Annotated in this window: 16 protein-coding genes; 4 read left to right on the top strand and 12 right to left on the bottom strand. The window is 69.5% G+C overall.

The window, feature by feature from the left end:
* Nucleotides 1–30 precede the first annotated feature (30 nt).
* Nucleotides 31–2,625, top strand: a complete 2,595-nt coding sequence (locus IEZ09_RS12180) for a glycoside hydrolase family 3 protein (RefSeq protein ID WP_189253757.1) — start codon at nucleotides 31–33, stop codon at nucleotides 2,623–2,625.
* Here IEZ09_RS12180 and IEZ09_RS47840 read toward each other — a convergent pair.
* The gene (locus IEZ09_RS47840) at nucleotides 2,516–2,854 is read right to left on the bottom strand and encodes a WD40 repeat domain-containing protein (protein WP_368856145.1); all 339 of its coding nucleotides are present in this window, start codon (nucleotides 2,852–2,854) and stop codon (nucleotides 2,516–2,518) included. The two genes, IEZ09_RS12180 and IEZ09_RS47840, sit on opposite strands and share 110 nt — an antisense overlap.
* On the opposite strand from IEZ09_RS47840, the gene IEZ09_RS46335 reads away from it, so the two are divergent.
* Nucleotides 2,775–2,960: a hypothetical protein gene (locus tag IEZ09_RS46335; protein WP_229812480.1), complete on the top strand. Its 186-nt coding sequence runs from the start codon at nucleotides 2,775–2,777 to the stop codon at nucleotides 2,958–2,960. The two genes, IEZ09_RS47840 and IEZ09_RS46335, sit on opposite strands and share 80 nt — an antisense overlap.
* Nucleotides 2,961–3,113: 153 nt before the next feature.
* On the opposite strand, the gene IEZ09_RS47835 is transcribed toward IEZ09_RS46335, so the two are convergent.
* From IEZ09_RS47835 to IEZ09_RS46325, 7 genes are all read right to left on the bottom strand, one after another.
* Nucleotides 3,114–3,431 (bottom strand): nSTAND1 domain-containing NTPase, encoded by a 318-nt coding sequence (locus tag IEZ09_RS47835; protein WP_368856144.1) that lies wholly within the window; start codon nucleotides 3,429–3,431, stop codon nucleotides 3,114–3,116.
* 223 nt (nucleotides 3,432–3,654) lie between these two features.
* Nucleotides 3,655–4,257 (bottom strand): YigZ family protein, encoded by a 603-nt coding sequence (locus IEZ09_RS12165; protein WP_189253754.1) that lies wholly within the window; start codon nucleotides 4,255–4,257, stop codon nucleotides 3,655–3,657.
* Complete coding sequence (locus IEZ09_RS12160; protein ID WP_189253753.1) at nucleotides 4,254–5,318, bottom strand: ATP-dependent DNA ligase; 1,065 nt, start codon at nucleotides 5,316–5,318, stop codon at nucleotides 4,254–4,256. Before IEZ09_RS12160 ends, IEZ09_RS12165 begins: the two co-directional genes overlap by 4 nt.
* A 15-nt stretch (nucleotides 5,319–5,333) precedes the next feature.
* A complete protein-coding gene (locus tag IEZ09_RS12155; RefSeq protein WP_189253752.1) occupies nucleotides 5,334–6,443 on the bottom strand; it encodes an MAB_1171c family putative transporter in 1,110 nt (369 codons plus the stop codon).
* A 1-nt stretch (nucleotide 6,444) separates the two neighbouring features.
* Nucleotides 6,445–6,957 carry an ImmA/IrrE family metallo-endopeptidase gene (locus IEZ09_RS12150; RefSeq protein ID WP_189253751.1) on the bottom strand — a complete coding sequence of 171 codons (513 nt, stop codon included), beginning with the start codon at nucleotides 6,955–6,957 and terminating at the stop codon, nucleotides 6,445–6,447.
* A gap of 3 nt (nucleotides 6,958–6,960) precedes the next feature.
* Nucleotides 6,961–7,212: a hypothetical protein gene (locus IEZ09_RS46330; protein ID WP_229812479.1), complete on the bottom strand. Its 252-nt coding sequence runs from the start codon at nucleotides 7,210–7,212 to the stop codon at nucleotides 6,961–6,963.
* Nucleotides 7,213–7,260: 48 nt separating this feature from the next.
* Nucleotides 7,261–7,398 (bottom strand): hypothetical protein, encoded by a 138-nt coding sequence (locus tag IEZ09_RS46325; RefSeq protein ID WP_229812478.1) that lies wholly within the window; start codon nucleotides 7,396–7,398, stop codon nucleotides 7,261–7,263.
* 148 nt (nucleotides 7,399–7,546) lie between these two features.
* Here IEZ09_RS46325 and IEZ09_RS12140 point away from each other — a divergent pair, with 148 nt between their 5' ends.
* Nucleotides 7,547–7,930 carry a hypothetical protein gene (locus tag IEZ09_RS12140; protein ID WP_189253750.1) on the top strand — a complete coding sequence of 128 codons (384 nt, stop codon included), beginning with the start codon at nucleotides 7,547–7,549 and terminating at the stop codon, nucleotides 7,928–7,930.
* On the opposite strand, the gene IEZ09_RS12135 is transcribed toward IEZ09_RS12140, so the two are convergent.
* Together IEZ09_RS12135 and IEZ09_RS12130 are read right to left on the bottom strand one after the other, a co-directional pair.
* The gene (locus IEZ09_RS12135; protein WP_189253749.1) at nucleotides 7,917–9,155 is read right to left on the bottom strand and encodes an RICIN domain-containing protein; all 1,239 of its coding nucleotides are present in this window, start codon (nucleotides 9,153–9,155) and stop codon (nucleotides 7,917–7,919) included. The two genes, IEZ09_RS12140 and IEZ09_RS12135, sit on opposite strands and share 14 nt — an antisense overlap.
* Before the next feature lie 83 nt (nucleotides 9,156–9,238).
* Nucleotides 9,239–10,090, bottom strand: coding sequence for a lytic polysaccharide monooxygenase auxiliary activity family 9 protein (locus tag IEZ09_RS12130; RefSeq protein WP_189253748.1), 852 nt, complete (start codon nucleotides 10,088–10,090; stop codon nucleotides 9,239–9,241).
* Between the two features lie 68 nt (nucleotides 10,091–10,158).
* Here IEZ09_RS12130 and ilvA point away from each other — a divergent pair, with 68 nt between their 5' ends.
* Nucleotides 10,159–11,394 (top strand): threonine ammonia-lyase IlvA, encoded by a 1,236-nt coding sequence (gene ilvA / locus IEZ09_RS12125; protein ID WP_189253747.1) that lies wholly within the window; start codon nucleotides 10,159–10,161, stop codon nucleotides 11,392–11,394.
* A gap of 56 nt (nucleotides 11,395–11,450) precedes the next feature.
* Here the strand turns inward: ilvA and IEZ09_RS12120 are convergent, their stop codons facing one another.
* Both IEZ09_RS12120 and IEZ09_RS12115 read right to left on the bottom strand, forming a co-directional pair.
* Nucleotides 11,451–12,692: a hypothetical protein gene (locus IEZ09_RS12120; RefSeq protein ID WP_189253746.1), complete on the bottom strand. Its 1,242-nt coding sequence runs from the start codon at nucleotides 12,690–12,692 to the stop codon at nucleotides 11,451–11,453.
* Nucleotides 12,693–12,780: 88 nt separating this feature from the next.
* Nucleotides 12,781–13,425, bottom strand: coding sequence for a DUF4360 domain-containing protein (locus IEZ09_RS12115; RefSeq protein ID WP_189253745.1), 645 nt, complete (start codon nucleotides 13,423–13,425; stop codon nucleotides 12,781–12,783).
* Between the last annotated feature and the right edge of the window lie 32 nt (nucleotides 13,426–13,457).

Raw genomic sequence — 13,457 nt, 5'->3', positions numbered from 1 at the left:
AGACGTAACACAAAGTTGAGGATCTGCGGCATGCAGTGGAGAAGCACGCTCGCCGCAGTGCTGGGGCTGACGCTCGCCGCCAGCGCGACAGCGGCCGTTGCCGCGCCGGAAGCGCAGGGGCCGAAACAACCGGTCATCGGGCAGCCCAGGACTGAGCACGGGTGTGCCCGCATCGAGAAGTCGCTGCCCACTCTCAGCGACTGGCCGAAGGTCGAGAGCCAGCTCAAGGGCGACCGCAGGGACGAGGCCAGGATCAAGGCCATCCTCAAGGACATGACGCTGGCCGAGAAGGTCGGTCAGATGACGCAGCCGGAGATCGCCGCGATCACCCCGGACGACGTCAGGACCTACGGGTTCGGGTCGGTGCTCAACGGTGGTGGCAGCTGGCCCGGCGCCAACAAGAAGGCCACGCCGCAGGACTGGCTGAAGCTCGCCGACGCCTACTGGGAGGCGTCGAAGCAGACGCGCACCAAGATTCCCGTCATCTGGGGTATCGACGCGGTGCACGGCAACAACAACGTTTACGGCGCGACGGTGTTCCCGCACAACATCGGGCTTGGCGCCGCGCACGACCCGTGCCTCGTCCGCGACATCGGTGAGGCCACGGCCGAGCAGATCCGGGCCACCGGGCAGGACTGGGCGTTCGCGCCGACGCTCGCCGTCGTCAGGGACGACCGGTGGGGGCGCACGTACGAAGGGTTCTCGGAGGACCCGCGGATCACGCGCGCCTACGGGTACGAGGCCGTCAAGGGCTTGCAGGACAACGCGAAGAAGCGCATCGGCGAGGACGGCGTGATCGCCACCGCCAAGCACTTCATCGGTGACGGCGGCACCACCGGTGGCAAGGACCAGGGCGTCAACGCCAGCACCGAGCAGGAAATGATCAACATTCACGGTCAGGGCTACTACGGGGCGCTGGCCGCGGGTGCGCAGACCGTGATGATCTCGTTCAACAGCTGGACGAACGACGTCATCAACGAGGGCAAGGTGCACGGCAGCAAGTACGTGCAGACCGGCATCCTCAAGGGCAAGATGGGCTTCGACGGGCTGCTCGTCTCCGACTGGAACGGCATCGGGCAGGTCACCGGCTGCACCAACGCGAGTTGCCCGCAGGCGATCAACGCCGGCCTGGACATCATCATGGTGCCCAACGACTGGAAGGCGTTCATCGCCAACACCGTCCAGCAGGTCGAGAGCGGCCAGATCCCCATGGCCCGCATCGACGACGCCGTCACCCGCATCCTGCGCGTCAAGCTGCGCGCCGGCACGTTCGACGCGCCGAAGCCCTCGCAGCGGGAGCACGCCGGGGAGCAGGAAGCGCTGCTGCACAAGGAACTCGCGCGCAAGGCCGTGCGGGAGTCCGCCGTGCTGCTGAAGAACAACAAGCGCGTGCTGCCGTTGTCCAAGCGCAGCAAGGTTCTCGTGGTCGGCAAGAGCGCCGACAACATCGGCAACCAGACGGGTGGCTGGACGCTGTCGTGGCAGGGCACCGGCAACACCAACGCCGACTTCCCCAACGCCACCAGCATCCTCAAGGGCATCCAGGACACCCTGGGCGCCGCCAACGTCACGTTCTCCGAGAACGCGGACAACGTCGACCCCGCACAGTTCGACGCCGTCATCGCCGTCATCGGTGAGACGCCGTACGCGGAGGGTGTGGGCGACATCGGCAAGCGGACGCTCGAGACCGCGCGCCTGTACCCCAAGGACCTCGCCGTGCTGGACAAGGTGTCCGGCAAGGGCAAGCCGGTGATCACCGTCTACGTCGGCGGCCGCGCGATGTACATGAACAAGGAGATCAACCGCTCCGACGCGTTCGTGGCCGCGTGGCTGCCCGGCACCGAGGGCCAGGGCATCGCGGACCTGCTGATCCGCGGGCGCCACAACGGGTTCACCGGCAAGCTGTCCTACTCGTGGCCGCGCAGCGCCTGCCAGACACCGCTCAACGACCCGAGCCAGGACCCGCTGTTCAAGCGCGGCTACGGCCTGCGCGACTGGCAGACCGGCAACGTCGGCACGCTCGACGAGTCGAGCCCCGGCGGCACCTGCTCCGGCGGTGGCGGTGGCGAGGCCACCGAGGACCTGGAGATCTTCAACCGCGCGGACATCGCGCCGTACAAGAGCTACCTCGGCTCACCGGAGAACTGGGGCCTCGAGATCGGTCCCGACGGCCAGGCCTCGCAGGCGAACATCAACGTCGTGCAGTCCGACGTCAACGTGCAGCAGGACGCGCTCAAGACGACGTGGACCGGCAGCGGTCCCGGCCAGGTGTACCTGCAGAGCCCGACCGGCAGCGACCTGCGCGGCTACGGCAACGCCAACGCGGCCCTCGAGTTCGACGTGATCGTGCACCAGGCCCCGGCCGCCCGCACGGTCATCAGCGCGCACTGCAACTACCCGTGCATGGCGGAACTCGATGCCACGCAAGCGTTCCGGAGCCTCCCGATCGGACAGAAGGCGACCGTGAAGGTCGCGGTCAGCTGCTTCGCCGACAAGGGGCTGGACCTGGAGAACGTCAACACGCCGTTCCTGGTCTACACCGAGGGCGCGTTCCAGGCGTCGTTCGCGAACGTGCGGTGGGTTCCCAAGGCGGGCGCTGATCCGGACGTACTTCCCTGCACGTAGCCCGAAAAGGTGCCCTACCGGCAGACCTGCCGGTAGGGCACCTTTTCGGGAAGTGCTCCGCCCACTGCTGCGGCGTCAGCGGCGCCGGATGCCGTTCGCACAACCGCGCGGCCGCGCGCTCGACGTCCACTTCCCACAACCGCACCGTCGTGTCGTTGCCACCCGAGGCCAGATACGTGCCGTCGGGGGAGAACGAGATGGCCGCGACGTCGCGGTCGTGCCCCGTCAACCGGGTGACCAGCCGCGGACGCGCCGGATCGGCGACGTCCCACAGCCGCAGCACGCCGTCCGTGTGCGAGGTCGCCATCAGGGTCCCGTGGAAGGTCACCGCGTAGGGGCCCGCGGGCAACCCGGACAGCCTGCCCGCCTCCCGTGCGGTGCGCGGGTCGGTCAGCCGGATCTCCTTGTCCCCGACGGCCGTGGCGAGCAGCCCGCCGTCCGGGCTGAAGCCGCCGCGCAGCGCGGTGTCACCTCCTCGAACTGGTCGATCACGACGAGGTCGGCGGTGGACCCGGCCCACAGGGCCAGCGGGTGCGGGCCGGGGGAGAAGACGTCGGCCGGCCTCTGCGCGACGACTTGCCAGATCCGGAAGCGCCGAAAACACCCACGAAAGGGTGTTCGGTCACTTTCCTCAGCAGTTGTCCGACGAGCTTCTCCCGGCCGAAAAACCGGCCGGAGTCCGCGGCCTGGAAGGCGCCGAGGCCGAGGTACGGCGGTTCCCGCCCGGGATCGGCCGGTTTCGCGTTGTCCGCGACCTCGTGCCATCTTCGCTGCCATTGTTCGACGTCACCGCCGCACGTGTGCACGTACGCGGACCTGAGCAGCTCGTCATCGTCGGAATCCAGCGGGCGCTCGGGTCTCGGCACTCGCCGGATTGTTCCGTCGTTGTTTGTCCGGCGTCCAGCCGGCGGAACCGAACAACGCGTTCGCCCTATGAAGGGCACATGAACGGTGACATTCGCGACCTGCTCGTCGAGATCCGCAAACCCGACAACCCGCCGCCGGAGCCGAAGACTTAGCAGGCACGGCTCACGGCACGTCGAGGTCGACCGGCTCGCCCCTGATCGCGGTCACCGCGCCGCCGGTCTGGGCGGCGAGCCAGACCTCGAAGCCGTCCGGGTCCTTCGTGTGGACCGTGAAGGTGACGTCGTGGCCGTACTCGGCGTCCGCGACGTGGTACCCGGCGGCGCGCAGCGCGTTCTCCAGCCTGCCCGCCTGGTCGTGGTCCACGGCCAGCAGCACGGTCTCGTGGCGTTCGCGGGTCAGTGTGCCCAGCTCGTCGATCGCCTCCGACACGGCTCGTCCGTAGGCCCGGACCAGGCCGCCCGCGCCGAGCTTGATGCCGCCGTAGTAGCGGGTGACGACGACGGCGGTGTCGACGAGGTCCCGGCGCGTGAGCACCTCCAGCATCGGCACGCCGGCCGTGCCCGCGGGTTCGCCGTCGTCGGACGAGCGCTGCGTGTCGCGGGTGCGGAACGCCGTGCAGTTGTGGGTGGCCTGCCAGTGCTCCTTGCGGATCCGCGCGAAGAACTCCGCCGCCTCCTGCTCGGAGGCGACGCGGGCGACGTGGCACAGGAACCGCGACCGCTGGATCTCGATCTCGTGCGTGCCGTCCCGCTTGATCACCTTCACGGCTCGATTGTCCGCCTGCGCTCCGCCTCCAGGAACATCGCGTCCAGCTCGGCCGGCGGGACTTCCTCCAGCTGCTCGAACGTGCACTGCTCCGGGTCCTTGTCCTGGCGGAACCGCACCAGCCGCGCGGTGTGCCGGAACCGGCCGCCCTGCACGTGCTCGTAGCGCACCTCGGCGACCCGCGACGGGTCGAGCAGCACCACCTGGAGCTGCTTCTCGGGGTTCCAGCGGCTGTTCATGCCGGGACCGGCGTAGGTCGCCCACGCCGCCCACGGGTGATCGGCGGGGTCGAGCAGCGGCTTGAGCTCCTCGACGAGCTCGCGGCGCCGGGCCGCGGTGAAGCTGCTCGCCACGCCCACGTTGCGCAGCTCGCCGTCCTGGTAGAGGCCGAGCACCAGCGACCCGACGGTCTCGCCGTCCTTGTGCCACCGGTAACCCGCGACCACGCAGTCGGCCGTGCGCTCGTGCTTCACCTTCCACATCACGCGCTTGTCCGGCTCGTAGACGCCGTCGACCGCCTTGACCATCACACCGTCGAACCCGGCGCCCTCGAACCGCGTGAACCAGTCCTGCGCGACTTCGGGGTCCGTCGTGGACGGTGTCAGGTAGACGCCGGGGACCTCGGTGACGATCTCCTCCAGCATCGTGCGGCGCTTGCCCAGCGGCAGCCCGGTGACGTCCTGGTCGCCGCACGCCAGTACGTCGAACGCCACGAACGACGCCGGTGTCTCCACGGACAGCTTGCGCACCCGCGAGGCGGCGGGGTGCAGGCGCAGCTGCAGCGTGTCGAAGCTCAGCCCGTCCGGCGTGACCAGCACGATCTCGCCGTCGACCACGCACCGCGGCGGCAGCGCCTCCTTGAGCAGCTCCACGACCTCGGGGAAGTAGCGGGTGAGCGGCTTGTCGTTGCGGGAGCCCAGTTCCACCTCGTCGCCGTCGCGGAACACGATGCAGCGGAAGCCGTCCCACTTCGGCTCGTACGCGAGACCGGTCCCGCGCGGCAGCTCGGGCACGGACTTCGCGAGCATCGGCTTCACCGGCGGCATCACGGGCAGGTCCACCCCCGGACCATAAGCTCAGCGCAACGCCACCGCGAGCTTTTCGAGCTCCCGCACGTCGGCGTCCAGCCCGTCGCCGTCTGGAACGGCCAGCGCGATGGGGCGCCGCAGGGTCACCGCGCCCGACCTCCGCGTCTCCAGCCCGGCCCGCAGCCGGTCGGCGAGAGGCAGCTCCTCCGGCGTCTCGGCCACGTACGGGCTGATCCGCACCAGCCCGTCCCGGCACTCGATCACGCGCCGGTAGTAGCGCCGGTGCACACCCCGCAGCGAGAACGCGTCGCGCTTCGACGGCACGCGGTGCAGCGCGTCCTCGGGGAACGACTGGTGCAGCAACGTCCACAGCGGAGCGAGCCGGTGGTAGGCGCGCAGGTGCCGCAACCACAGCCGCATCGCCGAGAGCCGCATCGCCGCGATCGGGTACACGACCCCGACGCAGCACAACAGCACGCCGGGCAGCAGGAACCACACCGCGGTGGTGAGCAGCCAGCGGGGGAGCGGCTCGCCGAAGTAGCGGGACACGTTGGACGCCACGAAGATCGCGTCGGCGGGCACCAGCAGCCCGAGGCCGGTCGAGGTGATCAGCAGGCCCCTGCGCAGCCGCGGTTCGGCGCCGCGGGCGTAGCGGCGGGCCCAGACGAACATCGCCGCGAACCCGTAGAGCAGATACCCGTTGCCCATCGCGTAGAACACCGTGATCGCGAGGACACCGGTCGGCCCGCCGCCCAGCGAGTGCGGCACGAGCGCCGCCGCGACCCGCAGGTCGTCCGGAATCGCCAGCACCGCCGACGTCATGACCGTGATGCCGAGGACCAGCGGCGCCAGCTGGACCAACGCCTGCCTGCGCGCCCGCGCGTCGTCGAGCGCGGAGAACACGAAGAAGCAGATCAGGCCGTAGACGCCGATCTGCAGCATGGCGTGCTGGATCAGCTGGCAGACCATCGGGTCGAGCCCGAGGAACCACCGGCCGTCCGCCGCGGCCCTGCCGAACGGGTGCCCGATCGCCCAGCCGGCGACCAGGCCGGTGACGCTGCGCAGCCGTGGGTCGTGCGGGCGGCGGGCGAGCAGGTAGAGCATGATCGCGAGGCAGCTCAGGGCGACGATGCCCTGCGTCTCCTTCAGGTACTCCACGTCAGAGCCACCCCAGCCGGTCGGCGAGCGAGCTGGCCATGCGCCGGGCGGGGCCCTCCGAGGCGCGTGGCGCGACCTTGTCCAGCACCGACGCCCATTCGAGGATGATCGTCGCGACCGTCTCGGCCTCGCGCTCGTGCTCGGTGTCGTAGGAGGTGCGCCGCAACGCCCTGCGCACGGCGTCCGGTTCGAGGTCGGGGTACAGGCCCGCGAGCAGCTCGTCGTCCTGCTCGTCGCTGGTGTGGCCCGCCAGCAGGTGCCCGAGCTCGTGCAGGATGATGTGGTTCTGGTGCGCCTTCGACGTTTCCCGCTGGTAGAGGATGTAGTCGGCCTTCGCGGTGGCGATCCACACGCCGAACGGGCCGGGCACCGGGATCGGGTGCGCGATCAGCCTGATCGGTTTGCCCCGCTGGTCACCGACGCGGCGGCAGAGCTCCTCGACGTCGAGGGGTGGCTGGATGTCCAGCTCGTTCAGCAGGCGGCGGCACCGCCTGCGCAACTCTCGTTCGGCCACGAGTCATCCTTCGCCGCGTTCGGCCTGTTCCTGTCGGTAGACGACGTCCAGCAGCTCCATCACCAGGCGGCGGCGGTCCGGCGACAGCTCACCCGCGCGCATGGCCATGAGCTGCGCGTCGCTGCCCGCGGCGAGCTCGTTCAGCCGGGTCTGCTCGTCCTGCAACGACTTCAGCTGCTCGTCGACCCGGTCGGTGACCTCGTCGTCGAAGAAGTAGCTCACGGGCACACCGAAGAAGCCTGCCAGTGCCTGCAAGTGCTTGAACGTGGGGTTGTCCTTCTTGCCCTTGCGCAGCTGCCAGATCTAGCTCTGGGAGATCGTCACGCCGGTGTCCGCGATCGCCGCCGCCACCTGCTCGTTGCTGTACTCCTGGCCGGAACGGGCGGTGTGCACGGCGAAGAGGTGGTTGAGCTTGTCAGCCAGGGACCGTTCCCCCGCCATTGCCGGCTCCCCCCGTTGCGCGCGGTGAGCGTTTCCACTCACGGAAAGGGCTATCTGGGTGACGGGATTTTCGCCAGTTGAAACCCGCCTATGGTCAACATAGACTCCTGACGATCCTGTCTCAACTGCGGTGAGGAGGAGCGCGGACATGGCCCTTGCGGAGCGCCAGGGTTCCTTTCACCGGACGGTGATCGACGTCGTCTACCGGACGATGGACCAGCTCGCGCGGACGGCCTCCCCGGACGAGGTCTACGAGCTGCGCGAACAGCTGCGCGCGGCCCTGCCGTGGTGGCGTGGGCTGCTGCGCGTGCACGAGCCGAACGAGCGGCACCGGTGCAAGTCGTGCCGCGCCTGGTACGGGCGCCATCGCGCGTGGCCGTGCCCGGTGTGGCGGGACGCGGTGTCCGCGTTGCACCAGCTCAACGACATGTACGGGTTCCTGGGCACGTCCCACCCGGCCTCCGCTGCCAGGAGACCGGGGGAACGGGTGACCGTGACCGGGCCTGCGCTCAGTCGCACTAGCCGATCTTGAAGCTCTGCGCAGCCGACCCGGTGCAGGTCGCCTGGACCAGCTGCACGCCGTCCGTGCCGCCCGCCGGCGCGCTCAGGCACTTGCCCGAGTGCCGCGCGGTCAGCGTCGAGTAGCCGTCGGCGCCGGTCGTGACGCGCCACTGCTGGTTGGCGCCGCCGACGTAGTCCCACAGGTGGATGCCCGCACCGTCCGAAGTGGACACGTCGCTCACGTCGAGCACCTTGGCCGGGTCGTTGCGGTACTCCAGGCGTGAGTAGCCGTCACTCGTGGGCACCGCGCGGAAGTTCTGCGCGGTGGTCCCGTTGCAGGAGTACTGCTGGACGACCGTGCCGTTCGCGAGGCCCGCGGACCGCGCGTCGACGCACTTGCCGTTGCCCTTGTTGACGAGCGTCTTCCAGTCGGGCTGCGGCTGCGGGGTGCCGCCACCTCCCAGCCACAGCAGGCTGTCGATCAGGAACCTGTTCTGGTCCGCGCTCGCGAAGGTGGAGGACAGCGGCCTGTTGCTGGCGTAGTCCATCGCGTTGTGGCCGAAGTTCGCGTAGATCATCTTGTAGTTCTTGTTCGTCCACATGATCGGGTAGTAGCCGCTGCGCCACTGCTGGTTCGGGTCGGTGCCGAGCGGGAAGCTCGACGGGTCGACACTCGCGAGGATCTGGATGTCCGGGTTCGTGCGCAGGTCGCGCGACCAGCTGTACCACTCGCTCACCGAGGAGGTGAACCTCTCCGGCAGGCGTGCGGTCGACGGGTGCGTGCGGGTCTCGACCTTCAGCGTCGCGGTGGTCGGCCCCCAGGTGTTGTTGACGAAGTTCCCCTTGCCCAGGAACGTGTTGTGGTACCACGACCACTCGTTCGCGTTCTGCGTGAACGCCGAGACGTGGAAGCCGAGCCACGCGCCGCCCGCCTCCATGTAGCGCTGGAAACCCGCGCGCTGGGTGCCGCTCGGCAGGTCGTCGAGGAAGACCACGACCTGGGCCTGGGCCGGGGTGAGGGTGTTCAGCCGGTTCCAGTCCGTCGTCGCCTCGTAGGTGAAACCGTTCTCCTGCCCGGCGCGGGTCAGCCACGGGTTGGCTTCCTTGACGAACGAGATGTGCGCGAGGTCGTTCGTGCCGTAGTAGAAGCCGAGGACCTTGAACGGGGCGGCCTGGGCCGGGCCGGTGGCCGAGAGGCCGACCGGGAAGAGCGCGGCGCCGAGCAAAGCCAGCAGTGTCACCAGTTTTCGAGCCATCCGGGCACACACCTCACCATCGCAGGGTTGCGCGCCCGAAGATCATCGTAGGGATGGTCCAGACCTATCGGGGACCGGGACGTTCACAGAATTCTTTTGCGCCACAACATGAATCCGCCGATCACGACCAGGCCGCCCAGCGCCGCCACCACGGCGGACAGGCCGAACCTCGTTGCGCTGGACGGAGGTTGTTCGGCGCTCGACGCAACAGGAACGGGACGCGGTGTGCTCGACCTCGGCGTGGACGGTGCCGCGGAGCTGGAGGTCGTCACCGGCGTCGCCGGAGCCGGTTTGGCCTGGGGCGCCGGTGCGGGAGCAGGCGCGGGCGCGGGTGCCGGTGCGGGTGCCGGTGCGGCGATCTCGACGTCCGTGCACGAGTAGTACGTGTCCGGCGTGTCGGTGTTCTGCCAGACGGTGTAGATCAGGTGGCGCCCGGTCCGCTTCGGCAGCTGCACCTTGAACTCGTACGCGCCGTTGACCAGCGGGGGAGTGGGCACGCTCAGGAACTGCTCCAGATCCGCCCACCGCAGCGCGCGCGTCGGTGAGTAGCCGTCCCGGGTCACGTAGAAGCGGAACGACCCCTGGTGCGGGATCGTCGCCCGGTAGGTGAAGGACGTGCTCCTGAGCTTCGTCGCCGGCCACTCCGCCGAGGGCAGGTCGAGCCCGGCGTACTTCGGGATCCCGGCGCTGCACAGCTTGCCGTCCGGCACCCTCGCCGCGTCCTGCCCCGCCACGTTCGCCAGCCGGATGTTGTCCCACTCCGTGGACGGCAACCCCGCCTGAACGGCACTGCGGCAGGGCGAGGATGATGCTGTGGTCTGACCGGGCGAACACAGGAAAGCCCTGCTCGCCGGGTCGGTGGGCGCGCCATGGGCGTGCGCGGGAACCGCGGAGAGCATCATGAGCAGCGTCAGAACGCCCACAAGGCGAAACACGAGTACCTCCCCTGTCTTTCCAGGGGTACGCGTGCCAGACCCGAGTCGTTCACGAAAGATGTAATGTCATGTCCTTCGCTGATGAGGTGTCCGCCGCCGCAGCCCGGCTCGGTGGAGTCGCCCGCACCACACCGCTCGAGGTGAACCAGCGGCTGTCCGAGAGGACCGGCGCGCGGGTGTGGTTCAAGCGCGAGGACCTCCAGGTCGGCCGGTCCTACAAGCTGCGCGGCGCGTTCAACCTGCTCTGCCAGACCGAGTTCGCCGTCGGCGGCGCCGTCTGCGCGTCGGCGGGCAACCACGGCCAGGGCATGGCCTACGCGTGCCGCCGCCTCGGCATCCCCGGCCGCGTGCACGTGCCCCGCACCACCCCGCGCCAGAAGCGCGACCGCATCTCCGCGCTCGGCCAGGGCATGGTGCAGCTGGTCGTCGACGGCGACACCTACGACGACGCGGCCGCGCTCGCCAAGGAGTACGCGCTGGCCACGGGCGCGACCCTGGTCCCGGCGTTCGACGACCGCCGCACGGTCGCGGGCCAGGGCACCGTCGGCCTGGAGATCGTGCAGCAGCTCGGCGGCGCCCCCGACGTGGTCGTGGTGCCGGTGGGCGGCGGCGGACTGCTGTCGGGCGTCGGCACGTGGTTCGCCGAGCGCTTCCCGCAGACCCGCGTCATCGGCGTGGAGCCGGCGGGCGCGGCGAGCATGATCGCCGCCATCCAGGCGGGCACCCCGGTCACGCTGCCGGAGGTCGACTCGTTCGTCGACGGCGCCGCCGTGCGCAGGGTGGGCGACGTGACGTTCCCGATGGTGCGCGACAGCGGCGCCGAGCTCCTCACCGTGGCCGAGGGCGCGGTGTGCACGGAGATGCTGGAGCTGTACCAGATCGACGGCATCATCGCCGAGCCCGCGGGCGCGCTCGCTTCGGCGGCGTTGCTGGAGGAGATCACGGTGGCGCCCGACTCGACGGTCGTGTGCCTGCTCTCCGGCGGCAACAACGACGTCTCGCGCTACGCCGAGATCGTCGAGCGGTCGATGGTCCACCGCGGCCTCAAGCACTACTTCCTGGTGGAGTTCCCGCAGGAGCCTGGCGCGCTGCGGCGGTTCCTCGACGAGGTGCTGGGCAAGGACGACGACATCGTGCAGTTCGAGTACATCAAGCGCGACAACCGGGAGACCGGCGCCGCGCTGGTGTGCATCGAGCTTGGCCGTCGCGAGGACTACGACCTGCTGTGGGGCCGGATGAAGGAGTCCCCGCTCAAGATCCAGCACGTGGCGCCGGGCACCACCGCCTACCGCTTCCTGATCTGATCAACGATGAAGGGCTCCTTCATCCACGTGAGGTGGATGAAGGAGCCCTTCATCGGTCAGGCCGTGCCGAGGCGGTGCAGCACCGCGCCGGTCGCGACGTCGAGCACCTCGACGAGGTGGGCCGAGCGCTGCACGGCCACCCACGGCAGCCCGTAGTGGTGTACCACCGGCCCGGCGTGCTCCACGACCGTGCGCGCCTCCGTCTCCAGCCGCACCCGGAGGGCATCGCCCTCGCGGGTCAGCAGCGCCGGTCGGCCCGCGATCTTCGTCAGGGCCAGCACCTGCTCACCGGACGGCACGGGGATGACCGTGTCCTCCAGGCCTGGACCCCACGCGGTCCAGCCGGTGTCGCGCAGGCCGGCGGTCGAGTGGTCGGGCCCGAACAGCACCCGGCCGGCGCCGTCGATCTTGGTGTGGAAGGGGACCGATCCCGGCTGGTGCAGCACGGCCCTCGACGGTTCGAGCGTGATGTCGCCACCGCGGTAGTGCAGGTTCCACCACTGCCCGGCGCGGCGGAAGTAGACGCCGAACCGCCACGGCTCGTCCAGGTCGAGGTACAGCGGCGACAGGTCGCGCTCGGCCTCCTCGGCGACGCTGAAGCCGATCGGCACGCGCAGCTCGTGCAGGCCGGTGTCCTGGTTGCCCTCGCAGTGCACCACCAGCTCGCCGTCGACCTCGATCAGCGCGGTCAGCGACTCCAGGTACGGGTCGGTCACGTGGATCGCGGCGAGCACGGGACCGGGCAGCCGGAACCGGGTCGCGGGCAGACCGCACCGCCACAGCACGAGCTCGTGCGGGCCGGTGCCGCGCGCGATCATCGACGGACCCGAGCTCGGGAAGACCGGGAACCGCAGCGGCGTGCCGCGCACCCCTGACTCCAGCAGAGTCCGGCACTGGTGTTCGGACGGCGGCCGGACCTCGACCTGCGTGCCGTTCACCCGCACCAGCACCGTCCCGCTGCCGGTCTCGGCCAGCGTCACCGTGCGTTCGGGCGGCTGCGCCGAGCCGTTGGAGAAGGTGAACGGACGGGCCGGTTCCTCGCGCGACACGAGCCACTCACCGCCGACCGGATGCCAGTAGCAGGCGGTGACCGGGACGACCTGGAACGCCCTGGCACCGCGCTCCAGCGCCGCGATCACGGCCAGCCGCACCAGGTCGAGGCGGGCGGAGCTGTCCGGCTGGTCGTCGAGCAGGACCGCGACCCAGCTCTTCTCCGGTCGTACCCGCTCGGCGATGGCGTCCACCATCGCGTGGAAGTCCGCGCCGGGCTCCACACCGGCCAGCACAGGCAGATTCATGATCGTCCCCCCAGACGTCGTCAGGAGACGATCTTCGCAGAAGAACGGAGATGCCGGGCACCTCTTCCCGAAGTGCCCGGCACCGGGATCACGGCTTCGGTGGACAGGTCTTCCACGCGAAGTGGTAGGTCGTCTCGATCGACCCGTCGGTCGAGTCCATCGAGATGAAGCTCGTGACCTTCTTCGGGTCCGACGTGCCCGCCGAGACCCGCAGCTCCGTGTTGATGTTGAAGTTTCTCTTCTCACCGCACGGGTGGTAGACGATCGCGGCGACGTCCGTCGTGTCGGTCGCCTGCCAGTCGTCGCTGAACGGGCCCTTGTAGTTGTGCTGCTTGTAGGCCGTTTCCGACATGCCCTGGAAGTAGTAGTTGGCCTTCTCCAGGGCCGTGGCGCCGCGCTCGAGGTGCGCGAAGCCGCGGTAGTCGGTGGACGCGATGCCGTAGGTGAAGCCGGACGGCACGTTGACGCGCAGGTTCAGCTGGCAGTTCTTGCGGAAGTCGGTCGGCTTCGCCTCGGGGCCGACCTGCGCCATGAACTCGCTGTAGGTGACGGTGAACGCCTTGTTGTCCGGGCTCACGGCGACCGCTGCCGTACCCGCCTTGCAGCCCGACCCGTTGATGGTCACGACGTCGATCGTGATGATGTCCGGTGGGGGCGTCGTGCCGGGCGCGCCTCCGGGCGGAATGATGATCGTCGACATCGCGAGCGCGGCCGCGGCCAGTGTGTTGAGCATGGGGCACCTTTCCGTCTGAGGTTCAACAAAAT

It is taken from the genome of Lentzea flava (assembly GCF_014648475.1).
Lineage (GTDB): Bacteria > Actinomycetota > Actinomycetes > Mycobacteriales > Pseudonocardiaceae > Lentzea > Lentzea flava.
The sequence above is the reverse complement of the archived record's forward strand: the minus strand, read 5'-3'. Positions and strand labels throughout refer to the sequence as shown.

Excerpts from the sequence above, each read along its gene's own strand:
- IEZ09_RS12180 (WP_189253757.1), top strand. The coding sequence starts at position 31 with ATGCAGTGGAGAAGCACGCTCGCCGCAGTGCTGGGGCTGACGCTCGCC.
- IEZ09_RS46325 (WP_229812478.1), bottom strand. The coding sequence starts at position 7,398 with ATGGCGGGGGAACGGTCCCTGGCTGACAAGCTCAACCACCTCTTCGCC.
- IEZ09_RS12140 (WP_189253750.1), top strand. The coding sequence starts at position 7,547 with ATGGCCCTTGCGGAGCGCCAGGGTTCCTTTCACCGGACGGTGATCGAC.
- IEZ09_RS12135 (WP_189253749.1), bottom strand. The coding sequence starts at position 9,155 with ATGGCTCGAAAACTGGTGACACTGCTGGCTTTGCTCGGCGCCGCGCTC.
- ilvA (WP_189253747.1), top strand. The coding sequence starts at position 10,159 with ATGTCCTTCGCTGATGAGGTGTCCGCCGCCGCAGCCCGGCTCGGTGGA.
- IEZ09_RS12120 (WP_189253746.1), bottom strand. The coding sequence starts at position 12,692 with ATGAATCTGCCTGTGCTGGCCGGTGTGGAGCCCGGCGCGGACTTCCAC.
- IEZ09_RS12115 (WP_189253745.1), bottom strand. The coding sequence starts at position 13,425 with ATGCTCAACACACTGGCCGCGGCCGCGCTCGCGATGTCGACGATCATC.